Source organism: Bradyrhizobium sp. Ken51, from assembly GCF_055807435.1.
Map to the genome: position 1 here is coordinate 20673 of NZ_JBVVPB010000047.1, position 20629 is coordinate 41301.

15 protein-coding genes and 1 tRNA gene are annotated in these 20629 nt (G+C 65.1%); 2 read left to right on the top strand and 14 right to left on the bottom strand.

The window, feature by feature from the left end; translation table 11 throughout:
• Window positions 1-9 precede the first annotated feature (9 nt).
• From AC0L27_RS37895 to AC0L27_RS37915, 5 genes are all read right to left on the bottom strand, one after another.
• Window positions 10-2343: an acetamidase/formamidase family protein gene (locus AC0L27_RS37895; protein WP_354210369.1), complete on the bottom strand. Its 2334-nt coding sequence runs from the start codon at window positions 2341-2343 to the stop codon at window positions 10-12.
• Window positions 2344-2601: 258 nt separating this feature from the next.
• A complete protein-coding gene (locus tag AC0L27_RS37900; RefSeq protein ID WP_354210335.1) occupies window positions 2602-3843 on the bottom strand; it encodes an acetamidase/formamidase family protein in 1242 nt (413 codons plus the stop codon).
• A gap of 49 nt (window positions 3844-3892) precedes the next feature.
• Window positions 3893-5515, bottom strand: a complete 1623-nt coding sequence (locus tag AC0L27_RS37905) for an amino acid ABC transporter permease/ATP-binding protein (RefSeq protein WP_354258271.1) — start codon at window positions 5513-5515, stop codon at window positions 3893-3895.
• Window positions 5515-6432 carry an ABC transporter substrate-binding protein gene (locus AC0L27_RS37910; RefSeq protein WP_354210336.1) on the bottom strand — a complete coding sequence of 306 codons (918 nt, stop codon included), beginning with the start codon at window positions 6430-6432 and terminating at the stop codon, window positions 5515-5517. Before AC0L27_RS37910 ends, AC0L27_RS37905 begins: the two co-directional genes overlap by 1 nt.
• Window positions 6433-6858: 426 nt before the next feature.
• On the bottom strand, window positions 6859-7122 hold the full coding sequence (locus tag AC0L27_RS37915; protein WP_275172603.1) for a hypothetical protein: 264 nt from the start codon (window positions 7120-7122) through the stop codon (window positions 6859-6861).
• A 254-nt stretch (window positions 7123-7376) separates the two neighbouring features.
• Here AC0L27_RS37915 and AC0L27_RS37920 point away from each other — a divergent pair, with 254 nt between their 5' ends.
• Entirely contained in the window at window positions 7377-7571 is a 195-nt protein-coding gene (locus tag AC0L27_RS37920) for a hypothetical protein (protein ID WP_007591187.1), read from the top strand.
• Between the two features lie 86 nt (window positions 7572-7657).
• On the opposite strand, the gene AC0L27_RS37925 is transcribed toward AC0L27_RS37920, so the two are convergent.
• The 7 genes from AC0L27_RS37925 to AC0L27_RS37955 all read right to left on the bottom strand — a co-directional run bounded on the left by AC0L27_RS37925 (window position 7658) and on the right by AC0L27_RS37955 (window position 18059).
• Entirely contained in the window at window positions 7658-7804 is a 147-nt protein-coding gene (locus AC0L27_RS37925) for a hypothetical protein (RefSeq protein WP_354059589.1), read from the bottom strand.
• Between the two features lie 188 nt (window positions 7805-7992).
• A tRNA-Cys gene (locus AC0L27_RS37930) sits at window positions 7993-8066 on the bottom strand.
• Between the two features lie 55 nt (window positions 8067-8121).
• A complete protein-coding gene (locus AC0L27_RS37935; RefSeq protein ID WP_354059591.1) occupies window positions 8122-8856 on the bottom strand; it encodes a tRNA-uridine aminocarboxypropyltransferase in 735 nt (244 codons plus the stop codon).
• A gap of 41 nt (window positions 8857-8897) precedes the next feature.
• Complete coding sequence (locus tag AC0L27_RS37940; protein ID WP_354210337.1) at window positions 8898-12002, bottom strand: efflux RND transporter permease subunit; 3105 nt, start codon at window positions 12000-12002, stop codon at window positions 8898-8900.
• Complete coding sequence (locus AC0L27_RS37945; RefSeq protein WP_354210338.1) at window positions 12002-15151, bottom strand: efflux RND transporter permease subunit; 3150 nt, start codon at window positions 15149-15151, stop codon at window positions 12002-12004. Before AC0L27_RS37945 ends, AC0L27_RS37940 begins: the two co-directional genes overlap by 1 nt.
• A gap of 36 nt (window positions 15152-15187) precedes the next feature.
• On the bottom strand, window positions 15188-16585 hold the full coding sequence (locus AC0L27_RS37950) for an efflux RND transporter periplasmic adaptor subunit (RefSeq protein WP_354210339.1): 1398 nt from the start codon (window positions 16583-16585) through the stop codon (window positions 15188-15190).
• On the bottom strand, window positions 16575-18059 hold the full coding sequence (locus tag AC0L27_RS37955) for an efflux transporter outer membrane subunit (RefSeq protein WP_354258357.1): 1485 nt from the start codon (window positions 18057-18059) through the stop codon (window positions 16575-16577). The genes AC0L27_RS37950 and AC0L27_RS37955 overlap by 11 nt, the downstream gene beginning before the upstream one ends.
• Before the next feature lie 628 nt (window positions 18060-18687).
• Between AC0L27_RS37955 and AC0L27_RS37960 the strand changes: the two genes are divergently transcribed.
• Window positions 18688-19722, top strand: coding sequence for a cysteine synthase A (locus AC0L27_RS37960; RefSeq protein ID WP_275172609.1), 1035 nt, complete (start codon window positions 18688-18690; stop codon window positions 19720-19722).
• Window positions 19723-19744: 22 nt separating this feature from the next.
• On the opposite strand, the gene AC0L27_RS37965 is transcribed toward AC0L27_RS37960, so the two are convergent.
• On the bottom strand, window positions 19745-20278 hold the full coding sequence (locus tag AC0L27_RS37965) for a DUF805 domain-containing protein (RefSeq protein ID WP_354210341.1): 534 nt from the start codon (window positions 20276-20278) through the stop codon (window positions 19745-19747).
• A 127-nt stretch (window positions 20279-20405) separates the two neighbouring features.
• The coding region (locus AC0L27_RS37970; RefSeq protein WP_473322915.1) for a hypothetical protein at window positions 20406-20629 on the bottom strand (224 nt) is incomplete at its 5' end.

Genomic DNA, 20629 nt, shown 5'->3' on the forward strand with positions numbered 1-20629 from the left:
TCCTTCGGTTTAAGGCGCGTTCTGAAACAGGCGCTTGCTGATGATCGCGTGCACGCCCCAATTGCCGTCGACCACCTGCGTGACGCCGAAGTCGACCGCGGCCGACATCAGCGCGATCGCCTCGTCCTCGCTCAGGCCCTTCACGTTCATCAGGAAGCGTCGCATCTTGCGAAACGCATCTTTCATGGCGAGGTCGAGCGAGGACTTTGCGTAGACCTCGCTCTGGCCCTGCGCGCCGAACTCGGCGAGGTAGTTGGGATGGCTGAATCCGGTCAGGACCCAATCGGACTCGGTCTCGATCAGGGGATAAGAGAGATCGGCGAACGGCTGACCGCCGAGGTCGGCCTTCTTGTGCAGGATCACCTCGAAGGTTCCGGTCATCGAGCATTCAATCGCGGTGCCGCTCAATTCGCCGTCACCTTGCGTGGCATGGGGATCGCCGACCGACAGCAATGCGCCGGGAACGGAGACCGGAAGATAGACGGTCGCCCCCTTCCCCAAGCGCCAATTGTCGAGATTGCCGCCGAAATAGGACGGCGGCACGGAGTCGATGAAATCGACCTCGCGCGGCGCCACCGCGATCACGCCGAAATGCGGGCGCAAGGGAATGCGGATGCCGTCGAGCACGGCGTGGCGGCGCTTTACCGTGCCGGGCAAGACCGGAACGCCGGGATAGTCATAGGTGGGGTGCACCACTCCAAACGGGTCGGTCTGCGGCTCCCAGCGGTAGGAATACAGCGCGCGGGCATGCGGCGCATCGGTGTCGTCGAAGATCTCGTAGATCGTCACGACCTCGCGCGGCTTCGGCCCTGAAAGAAATTCGTCGTAATGATAGCCCCACCAGGCCGCGACCGAGGAGCCGAACACGCGGCCTGAATGTTTCGGATGACGACTTGTGCGCGGTACGATGTCGAGGATCCGCACTTCCAGCACGTCGCCGGGCTGGGCGTCCTTCACCGACACAGGCCCCGTACAGATGTGCACGCCAAAGCCTTCGCCGGCGCCGCGCCCGAATATGCTGGCATCCATCGGACCTGCGCCGCGGCGATCGACGTTCTTCCTCGCCTTGGTCCAACCGAATACGCCTTCGGCGGCCGCATCGCCCGCGATCATCAGCTCAGGATCGTCGGAGGCGTGCTGCGTCAGCGTTTCGATCGTGACGGTATCACCCGAATTGATCTCGATCTGCGGTTGTAGCGCGCGACTGAAATATCCCCAATGAACACGGTTGGCTTCGATCGGAAGATGATGATGCTTGCGTTCGGCCGTTCTCGGCTCATCGATGTCGGTAGGAGCGAGATGGCCGCGCGCCTCGGCGCTCGCCTGGTGCACGCGAAGCTGGGCCAGCGCATCCTGCGGCCAGCCGCGCTGACCGGCTATCCCCTGCTGCGTCGTCGCCCGCTCCGCCTCCTGCTGGCGAAACTCGCGCGGCGGCAGTCCGAAGCGATGGCGGAAGGCGCGGCTGAAATGCGCGGAATCGCCAAAGCCATAGGCGTAGGCGATCTCCGAGATCGAGCGATGCGACTCGGACGGATTGGACAGATCGGCCCAGGCGCGCTGCAGCCTCCGCTCGCGCACGTAGTGAGTAAAGTTGTCGCCGACGGTCTCGAACAGCTTTTGCAGATAGCGCTCGGAAATCCCTTCCGCCTGCGCGACGCGCGCCGGCACCAGTTCGGGATCGTCGAGGCGGCGTTCGATGGTCTGGCAGATCCGGTGCAGCAGTGCCGACTGCGTCGCACTCGATCCGGCGTCGGATGTCGAAGCCGCCAATTGATGGGCGAGTGTCAGCAGGAGATCGACGAGCGACTGCGTGACCGCATTCCATTCGGCATCGCTCAGCGTGTCGAGCGTGCGCGCAGTCGCGTCCATCAAGCGCGCGAAGACGTCGGCAAAGCCGCTGGGCGGAACAACCCTGGGTTCGCCGAGCCGCGGCCTACCCGAGAGGCGGCCGTGCAGCGCCTCCGACGTCACCGACAGCACGATGGCGCGCATGTCGCGCTGGAACACGATGCTCCAGTCCCCGCTCCGCGGCAGCAGCACGAGATGACCGACCGGAACGATGCGATGGCCGCCGGCGCTCTTGAGCACCATGCCGTCTTCGACCGGCATCAGCGCAATCGGCAGGTCTTCGTTGGCCTGCGTGCGCGGACCAATGGTCTGGGCGCCGGCCGCCATGCGCGTCAGCGCGACGCCTGCGGCGTGGCGATGCGACGCCGTTGCGTGCCCGTCGAGGAAGGAATGGCCCGCCGCCGGCTGCAGGCCGACCGCGGCCAGCACGTCCCGCCAGGCTTCGGGGCGGTCGTCTTGCGCGTAGGACTCGCTCGTGAAGGGACGGAAGCTCATCGGATCGACCCAGATTGCAGTGGATCGAAGCAACCTCTGTGCCAGACGCACGCGGTCATCCGTCGCAGCGACGGGCCGCAAATGACGGTTTTTGGTCACGCGCTCATCCTGGAAACGAGCTGTTCTTCAGAGTGTTAGAGCGGGATATCAACGTCGAGCACGATGCGTAGCCCGGATGGAGCGAAGCGTAATCCGGGGCCTTCTGAGTCCGCCGTGACAAACCCGGATTACGCTTCGCTCCCTCCGGGCTACGGCACATCAGTCGCACCGAAAGATGTTCTTGCGGATCGTGCCGTGTACGCCCCAATTGGCGTCGACCACCTGGGTGACGCCGAAATCGGCGCCGACCGATAGCAGCGAGATCGCCTCGTCCTCGCTCAAACCGTGCACGGTCATCAGGAACCTCCTGAGCTTGCGGAACGCATCGCGCATCGCGCGGTCGAGACTCGAGTGATTGGCAATCTCGGTTTGTGCATGGGCGCCGAGCGCGGCGAGGTAGTTCGGATAGGTGAAGCCGTAGAACGACCAGGCCTGATCGGTCTCCAGCATCGGATGGTCGAGACCTTCGAGGCTGGTGCCGGCAAGATCGGCCTTCTTGTGCAGGACGAACTCGAAATCGCCAGTCAGCGAGGTCTCGATCGCGGTGCCGCCAAGCTCGCTGTCACCTTGCGCGGCGTGGGGATCGCCGACCGAGAAATAGGCGCCGGGGACCGCGACCGGATAGAACATCCGCGCTCCCTTGCCGATGCGCCAGTCATCGATATTGCCGCCAGTATAGCCCGGCGGGATCGAGCTGACGAAATCGGCCTCCGACGGTGCGAGCCCCATGGTGCCGAAATGCAGCCGTGCCGGCACCTTGACGCTTGCGAGGATGTTCTCGCGCTTCCTGATGGTGGCGTGATCGACGCGCACGCCGGGATAATCGATGGTCGGATGCACGATGCCGTCAGGATCGGTCTGCGGCGTCCAGACGTAATTGTAGACGGCCTTGGCGCAGGGCTCGCCTGACGTGTCGAGCTCGAAGATGGTGACGACCTCGCGCGGCTTCGGCTCCTCGATCAGATCGTGATAGTGAAACCCCCAGTTCGCGGCGACGTTGGAGCCGAAGCAGCGCCCGGCATGACAGGCGCTGCAGCTCGGCCGCGGCCTGATATCGAGGATGCGCACTTCGAGGATATCGCCGGGCTCGGCGCCTTCGATCGCGACCGGACCAGTGAGGAGATGCACGCCGATCCCCTCGCCTGCGCCGCGGATGAACGGGCCTTCCGTCGGGCCCGAACCGCGCCGCGCGACGGCCTTGTGCTCGCGCGTCCACTGGAACACGCTCTCGGCGCCGGGATCGCCTTGGATCATGCGCTCGTAATCATCGTTGGCGTGGTGGGTCAGCGTCTCGATGGTGGCGCGGTCGCCCGAGCGCAGCGTCACGGCCGGCGCGACCTTTTTGGAGAAATAGCCCCAGTGAACGGTCTTCGGCGAAACCGGCAGCGTGAAATGCTTCATGAGGTGGCCTCTTCTGGAAACGCGGTCTTGAACGGTGTGGGTGCGGCTCTCATCGCACCGCCTCCGGAGTCTTGTCGGCTTCCATCACGCTGAGGAAACGTGCCGTCAGCGGATTGCGGGGATTGGAGAGCACCTCGTGCGCGGGCCCCTCCTCGATGATCGTGCCGCCGCTCAGGAACGCGACACGGTCGGCGACCTCGTCGGCGAAGCGGATCTGGTGGGTCGAGATGATCATGGTGAGGCCGTCATCGATGGCGAGCCGCCGGATCACCTCCAGCACCTCGCTGACGAGCTCGGGATCGAGCGCCGAGGTCGGCTCGTCCAGGAGCAGCACGCTGGGGTTCGGTGCGAGCGCTCGGGCGATTGCGACGCGCTGCTGCTGGCCGCCGGAGAGATGCCGCGGCAGCGCGTCGGCACGGTGCGACAGCCCGACCCGGTCGAGCAGCTCGGCGGCGCGGCGATCGGCATCGATGCGGGTCATGCCGTGCACCCAGCGCAAGGGACCCGCGATGTTCTCCTTGGCCGAGAGATGGGCGAACAGGTTGAATTGCTGGAACACCATGCCCACGCCCACGCTTGCCCGCTCATTGGCGATCGCGCGTGGCGGCAGCAGCTTGCCGTCGTCGTCAAAACCGAGACGCCGGCCGCCGACACGCACGGTGCCTCCGTCCCAGCTTTCGAGATGATTGATGCAGCGGAGCAGCGTGCTCTTGCCGGAGCCGCTGGGCCCGAGCAGCGCGACGACCTCGCCGACACGCACCGTGAGATCGAGGCCGCCGAGCACCTTTTGCGCGCCGTAGCTCTTGGTGAGGTCCCTGGTCTCGACCGCGATGTTGTTGCGCGAAATCGTCGCCGCACGCCGGGTGCGCTCCTCGCGGGTCAGCGCCCGCGGCGGCGTGTCGACAGGCTGCGCCTGCACGGGTTCGGGCTCATGCGCCGTGACCGCGGCAAGTTCGAGCTTGGTGGCGAGATCGACGCGGCGCCAGGGCAGATAATCGGCGAGCTTGCGCTGGCGACCTTTGGTGCGATCGAGATCGAGCAGCCATTCGACGAAAAGCTGGATGATGCTGATGGCAAAGGTCAGCACCAGATACAGCAGGCCCGAGGCGAAGAAGATCGAGAAGAAGTCGAAGGTCGAGGACGCAAGCTGGGTCGAGCGCAGCGTCAGCTCCTGGACCGCGACCACCGAGGCCAGCGAGGAGTTCTTCAGCGCGCTCACAGCCTCGTTGCCGAAGGCCGGGATCATGGTGCGGATCGCCTGCGGCGCGATCACCCGCCACATCAGAATCCGCGGCGTCATGCCGAGCGCCTGGCCGGCCGTCACCTGCCCGCGATCGACGCCGAGCACGCCGGCACGCAGCATCTCGGCGATGAACGGCGCCTCGTTGCAGGCCAGCGCAAGGCCGGCTGCCAGCACCGCCGGCAGCTTGATGCCGATATGCGGAAGCGCGTCGTAGGCGAACACCATTTGCAGGATCAGCGGCGTGCCGCGGAAGATCACGGTGTAGGCCCTGGCGATCGCCGCCAGAAACCAGAAGCGGGAGAGCTGCATGCCGGCGAGGATCAATCCGAGGATCAATCCGCCGCCGAGCCCGAGGGCAGTCACCTCGAGGGTGAGCTCGATGCCCTCGAGCAGATACGGCATGCTCAGGTAATGGAGGAACAGCGACATCAGTCAGCCGTCAGAATGTCAGGCTCCTTGAAATTGTTCACGTCGAGCCCGTGCTTCTTCAGAAGCTCCATATGCGTGCCGGCCTTCTGCACCTCGATCAGGGCGGCGAGCACGGCGTCGCGGAATTTCGGCTTGTCCTTCGGGACGGCGATGCCAACGGAATACGGGATCGTCACCGCGATCGCCTTCTCCAGCTTGTCCGGATAGGCCTTGACCGCGCTGTCGACGGTGTTGACGTCGTTGACATAGGTGTCGGCACGACCGGCGAGGATCGCCTGGATGCAGTTGGCGTTGTTGTCGTAGAGCTGGATGGTCGGCTCGGCCTTGCCGGCCTTCTTGCACTCGGGCATCAGCGCCTGGATCAGGGGCACCTCGACATAGCCGGTGTTTTCGGCAGCAGCGGCGCCGCACATCGACATGTTGATGCCGTTGATGCCCTTCGGATTGCCCTTGGCGACCAGCACGCCGTCAAACACTTTCGAATAGGTGATGAAGTCGGCGGCCTTGGCGCGCTCCTTGGTAGCATAGATGTCGGAAATGACGATATCGGCCTGTCCCGCGGCGAGCGTGGTCAGAAGTGCCGCGAACGTCACCGGCTTGTAGGTCAGCTTGAAGCCGAGGCATTCGCCGATGGCTTCGCCCAGATCGATGTCGAAGCCGATATATTGGCTGGGGTTCTTCGGATCGATGGTCTCATAGCCCGGCGTGTGCGGATTGATGGCATTGACCAGCGTCTTGCCCTTCCAGTCCGGATATTTGTCCTGGAGCGCGGCGCAGGCCCCAGGCGCCGCAGCTTGCGCGCTCAGGGGCGCGGCTGCCAGCGCGCCGAAGGCGACGGCAGCGCCGAGCGCGGCCTTGCGCCAAGACAGCGATGCACGCGCGTTCCCCCACGCCTGGGGCAATACCGGTCTTTCCATGTCCAGCTCCTTCGAATTGTCATGGCAATGGCCATGTTCCAGATCTCGGAAGCGAGCCTAGGAGGAGAGCGGACCGGAAAGCTTGTCCGCGGGCGTACAAAAAATTGGATGGAGGAGCCCGTGATTTGGGCAGGCGACTGCCCAAAAACTGTTCGTGAATGCGGGACGCTCGCGGAATGTATTTCCGAATTCGGAAGAACCACATGATCTTGCGTAACGCCGCGATCTGCCCGATCAGGGAACCATTCGGTGATGTCATTTGACAGAGATATGATACTCGCAGGACGCATCTGCGGCCGACATCCACATCACTGCCGTCCACAGCCTGTCCGCAGCATAACCACAGGCATATCCACAGGCCGACTATGCCGGATTCGCGAGCTCCCGCGAGCCACTTGCTGCGCACAAACCCACAGGGCCGGTATGTCAGCCGCCGGCCTGATCGAACACGGAGCGGCAAGCCTCACTCAAGCTTGGTCTGTTACGGCGCAGGCAGGCCGTGATGGCGCGAACGTTGGGGATTTCGCCGGCACAGAGTCGGTAGACGTCGGGGGTACAGGCCCGGCGTTGCTCGGCCGTTCCCTGCTGCGCGTGGGCGGCGGAGGCAAACAGCGTCAGGAACAGCCCGACCGTTGAGGCGCGACGCGCCCGGCTTTTCACACCCGCAAACCGCAAGAACCTCGCCTTCATGACCAGTCTCCCGTCTGCCCTGCCCGCCGGCCTGCATTGGCCGGTGAGCAAAGGGGTAGGAGAAACAAACAGCGGAAGATGTGACCTCCTTCACACTGCGGGCACGCGGCAGGAACCTAATCTCCCCAAGAGGATTTCATGACTCGCTAACCAATCGGGACCCGATTGGCGGATCGTTAAAATGCGAACGATCGGCTCAACCGGGAAACAAACCGGCTTTGCGACATTGCGCCATCCGCGGTCCGGAGGGTGTGATGAGCGAAGCCGAATTCAACTTGCTGCTGGATGCCGTCCAGGACGCCATGGTCCATGAGGATCTGGCGTTCGTGCCGGGGGAGGATTTCGTGCCGCGCTCGTGGACCTATTACGCGAAGCCCAAAGCTGCCAATGACAACGAGGGCGCCTGGCCCCTGCTGCCCTTTCCGGACGGCTGGTACGCGGCCTGCTGAAGCCAATTTCACCGTGAGCCGATGCGCCCGCGCTCCGCGGGCGTTTTGCTATGGCGGCTACGCTGCGAAATCCGGCGTGGCCGCTATCAGGTCTTGACGCGCTCGCCGCCGTCCTGCGGCCCCTGGTCGGGTGCGGCCGGCGGAAAGATGCTGTCATAGATCGCGCGGGCCTCGCGAATGAGGCGGGCCCGCTCCAGCTCGGATTTCGGGACAAATCGGACGATTTCGCTCACGTGCTCTCCAGCGCTCGATCGTTGGGATGCATCACTTCGCAGATGCGAAGACTATGCCAGCGGGCTGAATGGCGGATTTCCGCCGGGCCCCGGGCAAACCCGGTGTGCACGGCCAGCGCGTATCGCCCGCGCGGGCCGATGGCAGCCGCGATGCGATCGAATATTGCTGAGATATCAGGAGCTTGTGATGGAGGCCACGTCGGGACTCGAACCCGAGTAAACGGTTTTGCAGACCGGCGCGTAACCACTCCGCCACGTGGCCCCAACGAGGGCGGAGCAATATAGGGGATCACGGGTTTAGGCAACCCCGACTGGAGTCAGGCTCGCTTGCCCCGCCGGACACCGCGCCGGCGGTCCTTCACCGGAGGCTTCGGAGCCAGTTCGGGCATCTCGACCTGGACCTCGCGGTAGCGGGTTAGCATCCGTTCGAAACTGGCATTCAGCGTCTCGGCGATGTCCGGGCGCTTCTCCAGAACGGAGAGGATCGTGGCTGCGGCCTCGATGGTCGACAATCCGTCCTTCCGAGGCTCCTTGCGCAGGCGGCCGTAGCGCGACGGGGCGGCCGGGTTGAGGATGACGCGCTGGCATTTCAGCATCCACGGGTTGCGCCACCACAGCGCCTTGGCCTGGCTCCAGGTGCCGTCGAGCAGCACTACGCCTTCGAGCTTGCCGAGGAGCGCGCGCTGGTTGTCCGCGACCTCGCCCTTGCGGTTGAGCGCCAGGATTTCGCCCTCGGCCTCGAGATCGGCGGCGTGCGCCGAGCCGAGATAGAGCACGGCCCAGTGCGAGGCGTTCTCAATCGGCTGCGCCAGCGCCTTGGACAGGCTCGGCCAGGACAAGCCGACCCGCAGCGTGGCACCTTCGAAATGCTTCGCAAGCAGCCGGGCGGTACCGAGCGCCCTGTCCTGCTCCTGCGGATGCTGAAGTATCAGGAGCGAGAGCCGGTTCTTGATCGGCGTGACGCTGTCGCAGATGCACAGCGGCATCGGCTTCTGGCAGTACGGGCATTCGGGGATCGGATCGGCCGGCGCGGCGGCGGTGGGGTTCGACATGGTCGCCGCTATACGCTCTGCACGGCGGTTCAACAACCCGCCTATTCCGCCGGCGCGGCCAGCGGGCGCGGCTCGCGGCGCCGCCGCAGGCGGTCGATCAGCAGGTAGATCACGGGCGTGGTGTAGAGCGTCAGGATCTGCGAGACGAACAGCCCGCCGATGATGGTGATGCCGAGCGGACGGCGCAGCTCCGTGCCGGGGCCGGTCGCGACCACAAGCGGAATGCCGGCGAACAGCGCCGCCATGGTCGTCATCAGGATCGGGCGGAAGCGCGCCTGGCAGGCCTCGAAGATCGCCTCCGCCGACGACAGGCCGCGCTGGCGCTCGGCATCGAGCGCGAAATCCACCATCATGATGCCGTTCTTCTTGACGATGCCGATCAACAGGATGATGCCGACGAAGGCGATCACCGTTAACGGCGTGTTGGTGAGCTGCAAGGCCAGCAGCGCGCCGAGGCCTGCCGAGGGCAGCGTCGATATGATCGTGAGCGGATGGGCGAGGCTCTCGTAGAGCACGCCGAGCACGATATACATCGCCACCAGCGCGCCGAGGATCAGGAGCGGCTGGCGGCCGCTGGTCTTGGCGAAATCGCCGGCATTGCCGTCAAAACTGCCGCGGATGCCCTCCGGCATGTGCAGCTCCTCGACCGCGCGCTGGATGTTCTGCGTTGCGGCCTGGATCTGCACGTCCGGCAACAGATTGAACGACACCGTGGTCGATGGGAACGACTGCGAATGATAGACTGCGAGCGCGGCGAGCCCGCGCGTCGCATGCACCACGGCCGACAGCGGCACCTGCGCATCGCCCGCTCCGGCGACATAGATGCGATCGAGGTTGGATGGGTCGACCTGGAATTTCGGGTCGATCTCCAGCACGGTCATGTACTGGTTGCGCTGGGTGTAGATGATCCCGATCTGCCGCTGCGAGAACGCGTTGTTGAGTGCGTTGTCGATATCCTGGACGCGGACGCCGAGTGCCGAGGCCTTCTGGCGGTCGATCGATAAGGTCAGTTGAAGCCCGCCGGGATCGCGGTCGCTGGAGATGTCGGTGATGCCCTCGACGCTCTCCATGCGCTTAGCCACGATCGGCGCCCACTTCTGCAACAGGCCGAGGTCGGTGCTGGTCAGCGTGTACTGGTAGTCGGAATCGCTCTGCCGTCCGCCGGCGCGCACGTCCTGGGCGGCGAACATGAACAGGCGGATGCCGGGCACCGGGTATAACGCCCGCCTGAGGCGGTCGATCACCACCTGGGTCGAGACGTGGTCGCGCTGCTCCGGCGGCTTCAGGCTGATGAACATGGTGCCGCGATTGGAGGTCGCGCCGCCCGGCCCGCCGCCGCTGCCGACGGTGGAGCCGATGCCGGCCACCGCCGGATCCTGCATCACGATGTCGGCGAGCCGCTGCTGCAGGCTCAGCATCGACTGGAACGAGATGTCGGCCGAGGCACGTGTCGCGCCGATGACGAAGCCGGAATCGTCGGTCGGGAAATAGCCCTTCGGCACCTTGATGTAGAGCGTCACCGTCAACGCAATGGTGGCGAAGAACACCAGCAGCGTCAGCAGCGGATATTCCAGCACGGTGCGCAAGGTGCGGGTGTAGAAAGCGACGATGCGCGACAGCGAGCCCTCGATGATCCGGTCGAACAGGGTCGCCGTGCCGGACGTGGTCTGCCGGATGTAATGCGCGCAGATCATCGGCGTCACCGTGAGCGACACCAGGGTCGAGACCAGGATGGCGAAGGTCAGCGTCAGCGAGAACTCGCGCAGCAGCCGGCCGACGATGCCGTCCATGAAGATCAGTGGCGTGAAGGCCGCGATCAGCGACAGGCTGATCGACACCACGGTGAAGCCGATCTGCCGGGCGCCGTCCAACGCCGCCTGGAGCGGGCGCATGCCCTGCTCGAGATTGCGGTACATGTTCTCGATCATGACGATGGCGTCGTCGACCACGAAGCCGACGGAGATCGCCAGCGCCATCAGCGACAGATTGTCGATCGAGAAGCCGGCGACCCACATGCCGGCGCAGGTTCCGGCCAACGCCAGCGGCACGGAGATTCCGGCCGCGATCGTCGGCGTGAGCCGCCGCAGGAATACGAACACGACGACCATCACGAGAATGGCGGTCGCGAACAAGGTCCACTGCATGTCGAGCACGCTGGCGCGGATCGTACTGGTGCGGTCGACCAAAGTGGAGATATCGACGCCGGCCGGGATCCACTGCTTCAGCGCGGGGATGAGCGCCTTCACCCGGTCGACGGTGTCGATGACGTTGGCGTCGCCTTGCTTGGTGATCTGGATCAGCACCGCCGGCTGCTTGTTGAACCAGGCGATGGAACGGGCGTTGCGGACGGAGTCCTCGATGTCGGCGACGTCGGCCAGCCGGACGAAATTGCCGTTCGCGCTTTTGATGACGATATCGCGGAACTCTTTCGCGGTCCGCATCTGCCTGTTGAGGGCCAGCGTTTCGCTCTGGCGCTCGCCGTTGAAGATGCCGACGGGGCCGAGCGGGTTGGCGTTGATGATCGCGGTCCGCACGTCGTCGGTGGCAATGCCGGCGTTGGACAGCGCGACGGGGTTGAGCTGCACCCGCACCGCCGGCTGATCGGCGCCGCTCACGGTAACGTCGCCGACGCCCGGCACCTGCGAGATGCGCTGCGCCAGAACCGTATCGGCGACGTCGTAAATCGCGCTCGCCGACAGCGTCTTCGAGGTCAGCGCCAGCACGAATACGGGAGCGCCGGCAGTGTTGGCCTTGCGGAACCGCGGCAGCGTCGGCAAATCGCTCGGCAGATCGACCAGCGATGCGTTGATCGCCGCCTGCACGTCGCGCGCGGCCTTGTCGATGTTGCGGCCGATGTCGAACTGGAGCTGGATGTTGGTCGTGCCGAGCGACGAGGTCGAGGTGATCTGGTTGATGCCCGATATCTCGCCAAGCCGCCGCTCCAATGGCGAGGCGACCGTGGCGGCCATCACGGACGGATCGGCGCCGGGACGGCTGGCGGAAACGAAGATGGCGGGGAAATCGACGTTCGGGACCGAGGCGACGGGGAGGAACTCGTAGGCCACGATGCCCAGCAGGAACAACCCGATCGACAGCAGCGTGGTCGCGACCGGGCGCCGGATGAAGGGCTCCGAGATCGATGCCATCACTGCATCCCCTCGGTCGCGCCCGCGACGGGTGGCCCGCCGGATTCCGCCGGCGGCAGCGCCTGTTCGAGGCGGCGGTTGATGCGGTCGAGTGCGAGGTAGATTACCGGCGTGGTGTAGAGCGTGAGCAATTGGCTGAGCAGCAGGCCGCCGATGATGGAGATGCCGAGGGGGAAGCGCAGCTCGGCGCCGGTGCCGCTCTCGATCGCCAGCGGCAGCGCGCCGAACAGCGCGGCCAGCGTCGTCATCATGATCGGGCGGAAGCGCAGGAGACAAGCCTGCACGATCGCCTCATGCGGCGGCATGCCCTGATTGCGCTCCGCGTCCAGAGCGAAGTCGATCATCATGATCGCGTTCTTCTTGACGATGCCCATCAGCAGGATGATGCCGATCAGCCCGATCACCGAGAGATCCTGCCCGCACAGCATCAGCGCCAGGATGGCGCCGACGCCGGCCGAAGGCAGTGTCGAGAGGATCGTGATCGGATGGATGTAGCTCTCGTAGAGCACGCCGAGCACGATATAGATCGTGATCACCGCGGCCAGCAGCAGCCAGGGCTGGCCGGCGAGCGCCTTGGCGAATTCGGCGGCGTCGCCGGCATAGACGCCAACGATGCTGTTGGGCATCCCGATCCGGGTCTCGATGGTCTTCACAGCCTCGACGGCATCGCCGAGCGCCGCGCCCGGCGCGAGGTTGAAGCTGAGCGAGATCGACGGGAATTGCGCCTGGTGCGAAATCGCCAGCGGCGCGGTGGTGCGCGTCAGCGTCGCCACGGCGGAGAGCGGCACCTGTGCGTTGGGCGCGCCGGCGGTCGCGCTCGCGGCGCCCGGCAGATAAAGCTTCGACAGGATCGAAGGATCGCGCTGGTACATCGGCAGTGCTTCCAGCACCACGCGGTACTGGTTGGCCTGGCCGTAGATGGTCGAGATCTGGCGCTGCGCGAAGGCGTCGTTGAGCGTGTCGGTGATGCCCTGAAGGCTGACGCCGAGCTGGCCGGCGCGGGTACGGTCGACCGTGAGCTGCGCCCGGAGACCGCCTTCCTGCGCCTCCGAGGAGACGTCGCGGAACAGCGGATCGCGCCGCATCTCGGCAACCAGCTTGCGCGCCCATTCCGACACAAGCGCGGCGTCGGTGCCGGTCAGCGTGTACTGATATTGCGAGCGGCTCGACTGGGTCGAGATCTGCACGTCCTGCACCGGCTGGAAGTAGACCGTCATGCCGGGGATGGCGGCCACCCGCTCCTTCAGCCGGTTGATGACGATGCTGACATCGTCGCGCCGCTCGCCTCGCGGTTTCAGCGTCATGACAAGACGGCCGACATTGGTGGTCGGATTGACCGAGCCTGCACCGATCACAGAGACCACGCCTGTTACATCGGGGTCGGCCTTGATGGCGTCGGCCGCCGCGGCCTGCCGCTTCTGCATCTCCGCGAACGAGACGTCGGGACCGGCTTCCGTCACCGCCGTAATCGAGGCGGTGTCCTGCAGCGGCAGGAAGCCCTTTGGCGCCACGACATAGAGCGCCAGCGTCGCAATCAGCGTGGCGAAGGTCACGACCAGCGTCGCGCGCTGGCGCTCCAGCACCCAGAGCAGCGTGCGGTGATAGAACTCGACGGTGCGGTCGATGAAGCGGCTGACTGCGGCAAGACCCGGCACTGCCAGCTCTTCATGGGCATGCTTCAGTAGACGCGAGCACATCATCGGCGTCAGCGTCAGCGAGACCACGGCGGAGGTCACGACCGCGATCGTCAGCGTCAGCGCGAATTCGCGGAACATGCGGCCCACGAGGCCCGACATGAACAGCAGCGGGATGAACACCGCGATCAGCGACACCGTCAGCGAGATCACGGTGAAGCCGATCTCGCTGGCGCCCTTCAGCGAAGCCTCCATCGCGCTGTCGCCGTTTTCCATGTGGCGGACGATGTTCTCGATCATCACGATGGCGTCGTCGACGACGAAGCCGGTGCCGATGGTGAGCGCCATCAGCGACAGATTGTCGAGGCTGAAACCGGCGAAATACATGATGCCGAAGCTGGTGATCAGCGACAGCGGCAATGCCACGCCGGCGATCAGCGTGGCGCGCAGCGAACGCAGGAACAGCAGCACCACCAGCGTCACCAGCACGACGCTCAGGATCAGCGTGAACTGCACGTCGCGGACTGAGGCGCGGATGGTGACGGTGCGGTCGGAGACGATGGTCAGGTTCACGCCGGCCGGAATAGCGCGCTGGACCTTTGGGATTTCCGCGCGGATCTGGCTGACGACGTCGATCACATTGGCGCCGGGCTGACGCTGGACGTCGATGATGACGGCGGGCGAGCCCTGGTACCAGCCGCCGGTGCGGTCGTTCTCGAGGCCGTCGACGATCTGGGCGACGTCGGCAATCGTAACCGGCGAGCCGTTGCGGTAGGCGATGATGACAGGCTTGTAGGCGTCGGCGGCGGCGATCTGGTCGTTGGCGGCGATGATGTAGGATTGCTGCGCGCCGTCGAGCGAGCCTTTCGGCCCCGACACGTTGGCATTGGCAATCGCGGTGCGCAGGTCTTCCATGGCGATGCCATAGGCAGCGAGCCGCGCGAGATCCGCCTGGATGCGGACGGCCGGCTTCAGTCCGCCGAGCACAGAGACGCGCCCGACGCCGGAAATCTGGCTCAGCCGCTGCGCCAGAAGCGTGTCGGCGATGTCGCTCATCGCCCGCAACGAGATCGTGTCGGAGCGCAGCGCCAATGTCATCACCGGCGCATCGGCCGGGTTCACCTTGGCGTAGGTCGGCGGATAAGGCAGCGTCTTCGGCAGCACGCCGGCCGCTGCATTGATCGCGGCCTGGACGTCCTGGGTCGCGCCGTCGATGTCGCGGTTGAGATCGAACTGGAGCGAGATCTGGCTGACGCCGAACGAGCTCGTCGAGTTCATCGCCGATAGCGACGGGATCTGGCCGAGTTGCCGCTCCAGCGGCGCGGTGATCAGCGAGGCGATCACGTCGGGGCTCGCGCCGGGCAATTGGGTCGTCACCTGCACGGTCGGGAAATCGACCTGCGGCAGCGCCGACACCGGCAGCGCGAAATAGCCGAGCAGCCCGCCGATCAGAAGCGCGATGCCGAGCAACGAGGTCGCGATCGGCCGTCGGATGAAGGGTTCGGAGACGCCCATGGGATACGCCTGCCGCTCAGGCGGCTGTTGTCGGGATCATGGCTGCTTGGCTCCACTTCCCGATGCACCCGGCCCTGGTGCCGGTCCGGTCTGGCCCTTCTGGTCGCCTTCGCTGCTCTTGCGTTTGGCGCGGAACTCGCCGTCCTTATCTTGTCCGTCCTTCTGGCCGTCTTTTGCGCCCTCCTTCTTCTGACCATCCGGCCCGCGCGAGCGCTTGCGCGGCGCGAGATCGGCCGAAGGGGTCTGGTCGTCGCGGCCGATGACCACCTTGGAACCGTCAGACAAATTAGCAAAGCCGGTGGTGACGACCTTGTCGGTCGCCGACAGGCCGCTGGCGATCACGGCGTCATGCTCGTTCTGCTGCGTCACCGTCACCGGCTTGGCCGAGACGATGTTATCCTCGCCGATGACATAGCTGAAGGTGCCGATCGGTCCGCGCTGCACGGCCGAGGTCGGCACCACCAGCGCCTGCGTCAAGGTCTCGACCTTGAGGCGGACATTGACGAACTGGCCCGGCCAGAGCTGGTAATGAGCGTTGGGGAATTCGGCCTTGAGCCTGAGCGTGCCGGTGGTCTGGTCGACCTGGTTGTCTATGCCGGTGAGCTTGCCGGTGTCGATCACGGTGAGGCCGTCATTGCCGAAGACGTCGACGGCGAGCGTGCCCTTCGACGCGGCGGCGTTGACGCGCATGATCTGCTGCTGCGGCAGGCTGAACCACACCGCGATCGGCTGCAATTGCGTGATCACCACGAGGCCGGTGGTGTCGGAGGCGTGGATGATGTTGCCCTGATCGACCTGGCGCAGGCCGGCGCGGCCCGAGATCGGCGCCACGATCTTGGTGTAGCTCAGCGTCGCCGCCGCATTGTCGATCGCGGCCTGGTCGGCCTTGACCAGCGCCTCCGTCTGCGCGACCAGCGCGCGCTGGGTGTCGGCCTGCTGCTTGGATCCGGCATTGGAGGCAGCTAACTGCTCGTAGCGCGTGAGGTCGATACGCTGGTTGGCGAGCTGGGCCTGGTCCTGCGCCTTCTTGGCAACGGCCTGATCGTACGTCGCCTGGTAGAGCGCCGGGTCGATCTCGCCGACCACGTCACCCTTCTTGACGTCCTGTCCTTCGGTGAAATTGACCGCGATCAGCTTGCCGTCGACCTGCGAGCGGACGGTCACGGTGTTGAGTGCGCGGATCGCGCCGACGCCGTCGAGATAAACGGGAACGTCCTGAATGCGGGGCGTCGCCGCCAGCACCGGCACCGGCAGATCGGGCCGCTGGTTGCGGCCGTTCGCCTGCTGCGGCTGCTGGTGCCAGGTGGTCCAGCCGTAGTAGCCAAGCCCGCCGAGGATCGCCAGCGTGATCAGGGTCATGACGAAGCCGCGCCCGCGCGACTTCTTCGCCGTTCCCTCCTTCGCGCCTTGCTTCGTATCCGGCTTAAAGAGCATTGACCGGTTTCTCCATCCTCGGCTCCCAGCCGCCGCCGAGCGCCTGATACAGGCTGACGATAGCAAGAAGGCGGGCAAGTTGCGCCTGCGACAGCGCGTCTTCCGCCTGGAACAGGGTCAGTTGCGTATTGAGCACGGTGACGATGTCGGCGGTGCCGGCGCGCAATTGCTGCTCGGAGAGATCGAAGGCGCGGCGGGAGGCATTGAGGACGTCACGCTGCAATTGCAGCCTGATCGTGGTCTGCTTGATCGAGAACAGCGCATTGTCGACATCGGCGAAGGACTGGATGATGGTCTTGCGGTAGGTCTGCAGCAGTTCGTCCTGCCGCGCCTTGGCGAATTCGAAATTGCCGAGGATCCTGCCGCCGTCGAAGATCGGCTGCGTCGCGCTGCCGACGAGCTGGAAGAACGCCGCATGCGGCTGGAACAGCGAGACCAGGGCCGCGCTCTGATAGCCGCCATTACCGGTGAGCTGGATGGTCGGAAAGAACTGCGCGCGAGCGTTGCCGATATTCGCAGTGGCGGAAGCAAGTTGTGCCTCCTGCCGCCGAATGTCGGGCCGCTGTGTCAGGAGCTCCGACGGCAGGCCGGGCGTCACGCGGGGAATCGCGATCCGGTTCAGCGAGCCCCCGAGCACGCGCACGCTCTCCGGCGGCCGCGACACCAGGACTGCAAGCGCATTGACGTTCTGGTCGAGCGTCTGGCGCAGCGGCGGCACCAGTGCCTTCTGGTTTGCGAGCACGCTCTCCTGCTGGGCGACGTCGAGATCGGTGCCGGTGCCGGCCTTGCGCCGTTCCCTGACGGCATCGAGGATGCGTTGCGCGCTCGCGATGTTGCGCTGTGAGGTCCGGATGCGATCCTGCGAGGCCAGCACCTGGAAGTAAGCGTTAGCGACGCCTGCAAGCGTGGTCAGCGCAACGACGTCGCGATCGAAGCGGGTGGCATTTGCCGTCTCTTCCGCCGTTTGCAAGGCGTCCCGATTCTGCCCCCAGAAATCGAGCTGGTAGCTCGCGCTCAGCGAAGCCTGGTAGTTGACGACCTCACGGCCGCCATTGGTGAGCCCCGAGGCGGAGGAGCCGGAGGTGCGCGAATAGGCCTCCTGCCCGGTGCCGGAAAGGCTCGGCAGCAGCGCCGCACCCGCCTGCCGCGCCTGCGCGTCGGCCTGGACGATGCGCGAAACGGCGGCGGCAATGTCGAGGTTGACGGTCTGCGCCTCTTCCATCAGCTGTGTCAGCTCCGCGGAGCGGAAGCTGCGCCACCAATCCAGCGATGGCGGCGCATCCGCCTTGCCCGCGTATTTGTACTGCGTGGGAACATCGAGCGCGGGATCAGGAAGATCCTGCGTCAGCACGCAGGCGCCCGAACCCGCGGCGAGGCAAGCGACTGCAAACCAGCGCGCCGCACGTCGCGTCCGGGACGTGGCGCCTGGAGACCGCCGCACGGCGATCGCAGGAACATCCTGTGTCACACACACCCCCCGCCGGGCAGATCGAGCCGCCACCGCGCAGCGGGAGTAACCGATTCGCGGCGCGGCCGTCGGGAGGCTTTGGACAACTCGTTCACAGCGGTGATGCTTTCTGCGGAACCTGACGCCTATCCTAGCCGGGCGCGCAACTGCGGGACAGTCCCGCAGTTGCGAGATGGCCCCCAAAGCACCGCGATCTCAAAACTTAGAAAATGCAAAAGGGTGTTGTCCTGCAGGACTTTCTTCGATTTCAGGGCTATTTCAGAGTGCGTTCAAGCTTACCAAGATTTCATGTGATATTGCCGCCACACCGACGCCAGTCCCTTCAATCCGCCTGCACCCCTCGCGATGCGGCTTCAGCCCCGGCTCGAAACCGACGCGACGCCTCACGTCCATGGCGAAGGCATGCTGGCGACGCCCCTTATCTTCCATGTTTTGGCAGAGGCTGGCCACATCCTCCTAGCGATATCCCGCGGCGTAGCACAGCAGCAGCATCGGCGATCTTTCCTTCCAAATTTTCACTGCTTACCGGCATTTTCGCCGGTTTCGCCGCAGCGCAAAAGCCTTCCCCTTTGACCGCGCAAGCACTAGGTTCTGGCCAACCTGATCAACCCCTTTGCCAGTGATTTCCCCTGAGATGACCATCAAAAACGACGTTGTCGAAGCCATCGGCAACACTCCGCTGATCAAGCTCAAGCGCGCTTCCGAACTGACCGGCTGCACCATCCTGGGCAAGGCCGAGTTCATGAATCCCGGCCAGTCGGTGAAGGATCGCGCCGGCAAATGGATGATCCTGGAGGCCGAGAAGCGCGGCGAGCTCAAGCCCGGCGGTCTCGTGGTGGAATCGACCGCCGGCAATACCGGCATCGGCCTTGCTGTCGTGGCCAGCGCGCGCGGCTACCGCACGCTGATCGTGATCCCGGAGACGCAGAGCCAGGAGAAGAAGGATTTTCTGAAACTGTGCGGCGCCGAGCTGCTGGAATCGCCGGCCCTGCCCTATTCCAATCCGAACAACTACCAGCATGTCGGCCGCCGTCTTGCCGACGAGTTGCGCAAGACCGAGCCCAACGGCGTGCTGTTTGCCGACCAATGGAACAACCTCGACAATGCGAAGGCGCATTACGAGTCCACAGGGCCCGAGATCTGGGAACAGACCGGCGGCAAGATCGACGGTTTCGTCTGCTCCGTGGGCAGCGGCGGCACGCTGGCCGGCACCAGCCGCTTCCTGAAAGAGAAGAGCAAGGACATCAGGATCGCCTGCGCAGATCCGCATGGCGCCGGCATGTATGAATACTTCAGAACGGGCGATGCCAAGGCGACGCCGGGCGGCTCGATCACCGAGGGCATCGGCCTCAACCGGGCGACCGCAATCGTCGAGAGCGCAAAGGTCGATGACGCCTATCTCATTCCCGATGCCGAAGCGGTGACGGTGATCTACGAACTGCTCCAGCACGAAGGCCTCTGCCTCGGCGGCTCGACCGGCATCAACGTTGCCGGCGCGATGCGTCTCGCAAAACAGCTCGGGCCCGGCAAGACGATCGTCACCGTGCTCTGCGATTCCGGCAGCCGTTACCAGTCGAAGCTGTTCAACGCCGACTTCATGCGCGCCAAGAGCCTTCCCGTGCCGGAATGGCTGGAGAAACGCAGCAACATCAAGCTGCCGTTCGTCTAGAACGTTTCCGGAAGCCGGCCGTCTAGCTCCAGTTCGAGCGAGACGATCCCTGCGACACCCGCGCGAGGCGCTCGTTCGATAGCGAAGGCTTGATCGCGCGCGTGCGCGGCGGGACGGGAGCGCCGTAGGAGCCTTCGCTGTCGCCGCTCGGCCAGAACACGAGCGCGAGCATCAGCGCGAGGTTGATCAGCGCGCCGACCGCCGTTGCCTGGTGTTGCTGCCCGATCGCCCAAGCCGGAAACCGGCCCGCGACGACATGGTCGACGATCATGAGTGCGAACCAGGCAGGCACCACGCAGACCGGATCCCAGCCGATGTCGCGAATGCGCATCGATTGCAGCGTGAACGTCGCAACTCCGAAGAAGACGATCGCGGCGAGCATCGCCCAACTCTTGGTGAGGTCTTCAGGTCGGATCGCGACGGGCGAGGTGTTGTTCAGCACGGCCATTGCGATTGCAAAGCAGATCGCCGTCATCACGATCGCAAGCGCGACCGTGGCGAGGAAGAAATGCAATCGCCCGAGCCGGGCGTTCAAGCCGAAGACGAAACCGAGCATTGGCGCACCCTTTTGGCGCCATATGCCCAGACATAGCTTTCGGAGCCATGAACCGGCACGGTCGCGCGCCGGCGCATGGTTTCCGGAGGACTAACCTGCCCTCGCAATTTGGGGCCTGCAGGCAGAGTCAGGCGCCCTCGCCGCCTTCCGAGGCCGCGGCACAATAGTCGCGCCAGAACCGGCGGTAAGCCGCTTCGACCTCGCGCGTGTAGGTCTCGACATTTCCCGCGGGGGAGGCTGCGATCCGAGCCGGCAACTCCGCGCGCAACTTCGTCAGATGCGCCGGCTGCGCCGCATATTTGCAGGCGATCGCAGCATAGCCCTCGTCATCCGCGGCGACCCAGTCGTCGA

Coding starts and splice junctions, on each gene's coding strand:
- AC0L27_RS37960 (WP_275172609.1), top strand. CDS start 18,688: ATGACCATCAAAAACGACGTTGTCGAAGCCATCGGCAACACTCCGCTG.
- AC0L27_RS37910 (WP_354210336.1), bottom strand. CDS start 6,432: ATGGAAAGACCGGTATTGCCCCAGGCGTGGGGGAACGCGCGTGCATCG.
- AC0L27_RS37950 (WP_354210339.1), bottom strand. CDS start 16,585: ATGCTCTTTAAGCCGGATACGAAGCAAGGCGCGAAGGAGGGAACGGCG.
- AC0L27_RS37915 (WP_275172603.1), bottom strand. CDS start 7,122: ATGAAGGCGAGGTTCTTGCGGTTTGCGGGTGTGAAAAGCCGGGCGCGT.
- AC0L27_RS37935 (WP_354059591.1), bottom strand. CDS start 8,856: ATGTCGAACCCCACCGCCGCCGCGCCGGCCGATCCGATCCCCGAATGC.
- AC0L27_RS37900 (WP_354210335.1), bottom strand. CDS start 3,843: ATGAAGCATTTCACGCTGCCGGTTTCGCCGAAGACCGTTCACTGGGGC.
- AC0L27_RS37965 (WP_354210341.1), bottom strand. CDS start 20,278: ATGCTCGGTTTCGTCTTCGGCTTGAACGCCCGGCTCGGGCGATTGCAT.
- AC0L27_RS37940 (WP_354210337.1), bottom strand. CDS start 12,002: ATGGCATCGATCTCGGAGCCCTTCATCCGGCGCCCGGTCGCGACCACG.
- AC0L27_RS37895 (WP_354210369.1), bottom strand. CDS start 2,343: ATGAGCTTCCGTCCCTTCACGAGCGAGTCCTACGCGCAAGACGACCGC.
- AC0L27_RS37920 (WP_007591187.1), top strand. CDS start 7,377: ATGAGCGAAGCCGAATTCAACTTGCTGCTGGATGCCGTCCAGGACGCC.
- AC0L27_RS37905 (WP_354258271.1), bottom strand. CDS start 5,515: ATGTCGCTGTTCCTCCATTACCTGAGCATGCCGTATCTGCTCGAGGGC.
- AC0L27_RS37945 (WP_354210338.1), bottom strand. CDS start 15,151: ATGGGCGTCTCCGAACCCTTCATCCGACGGCCGATCGCGACCTCGTTG.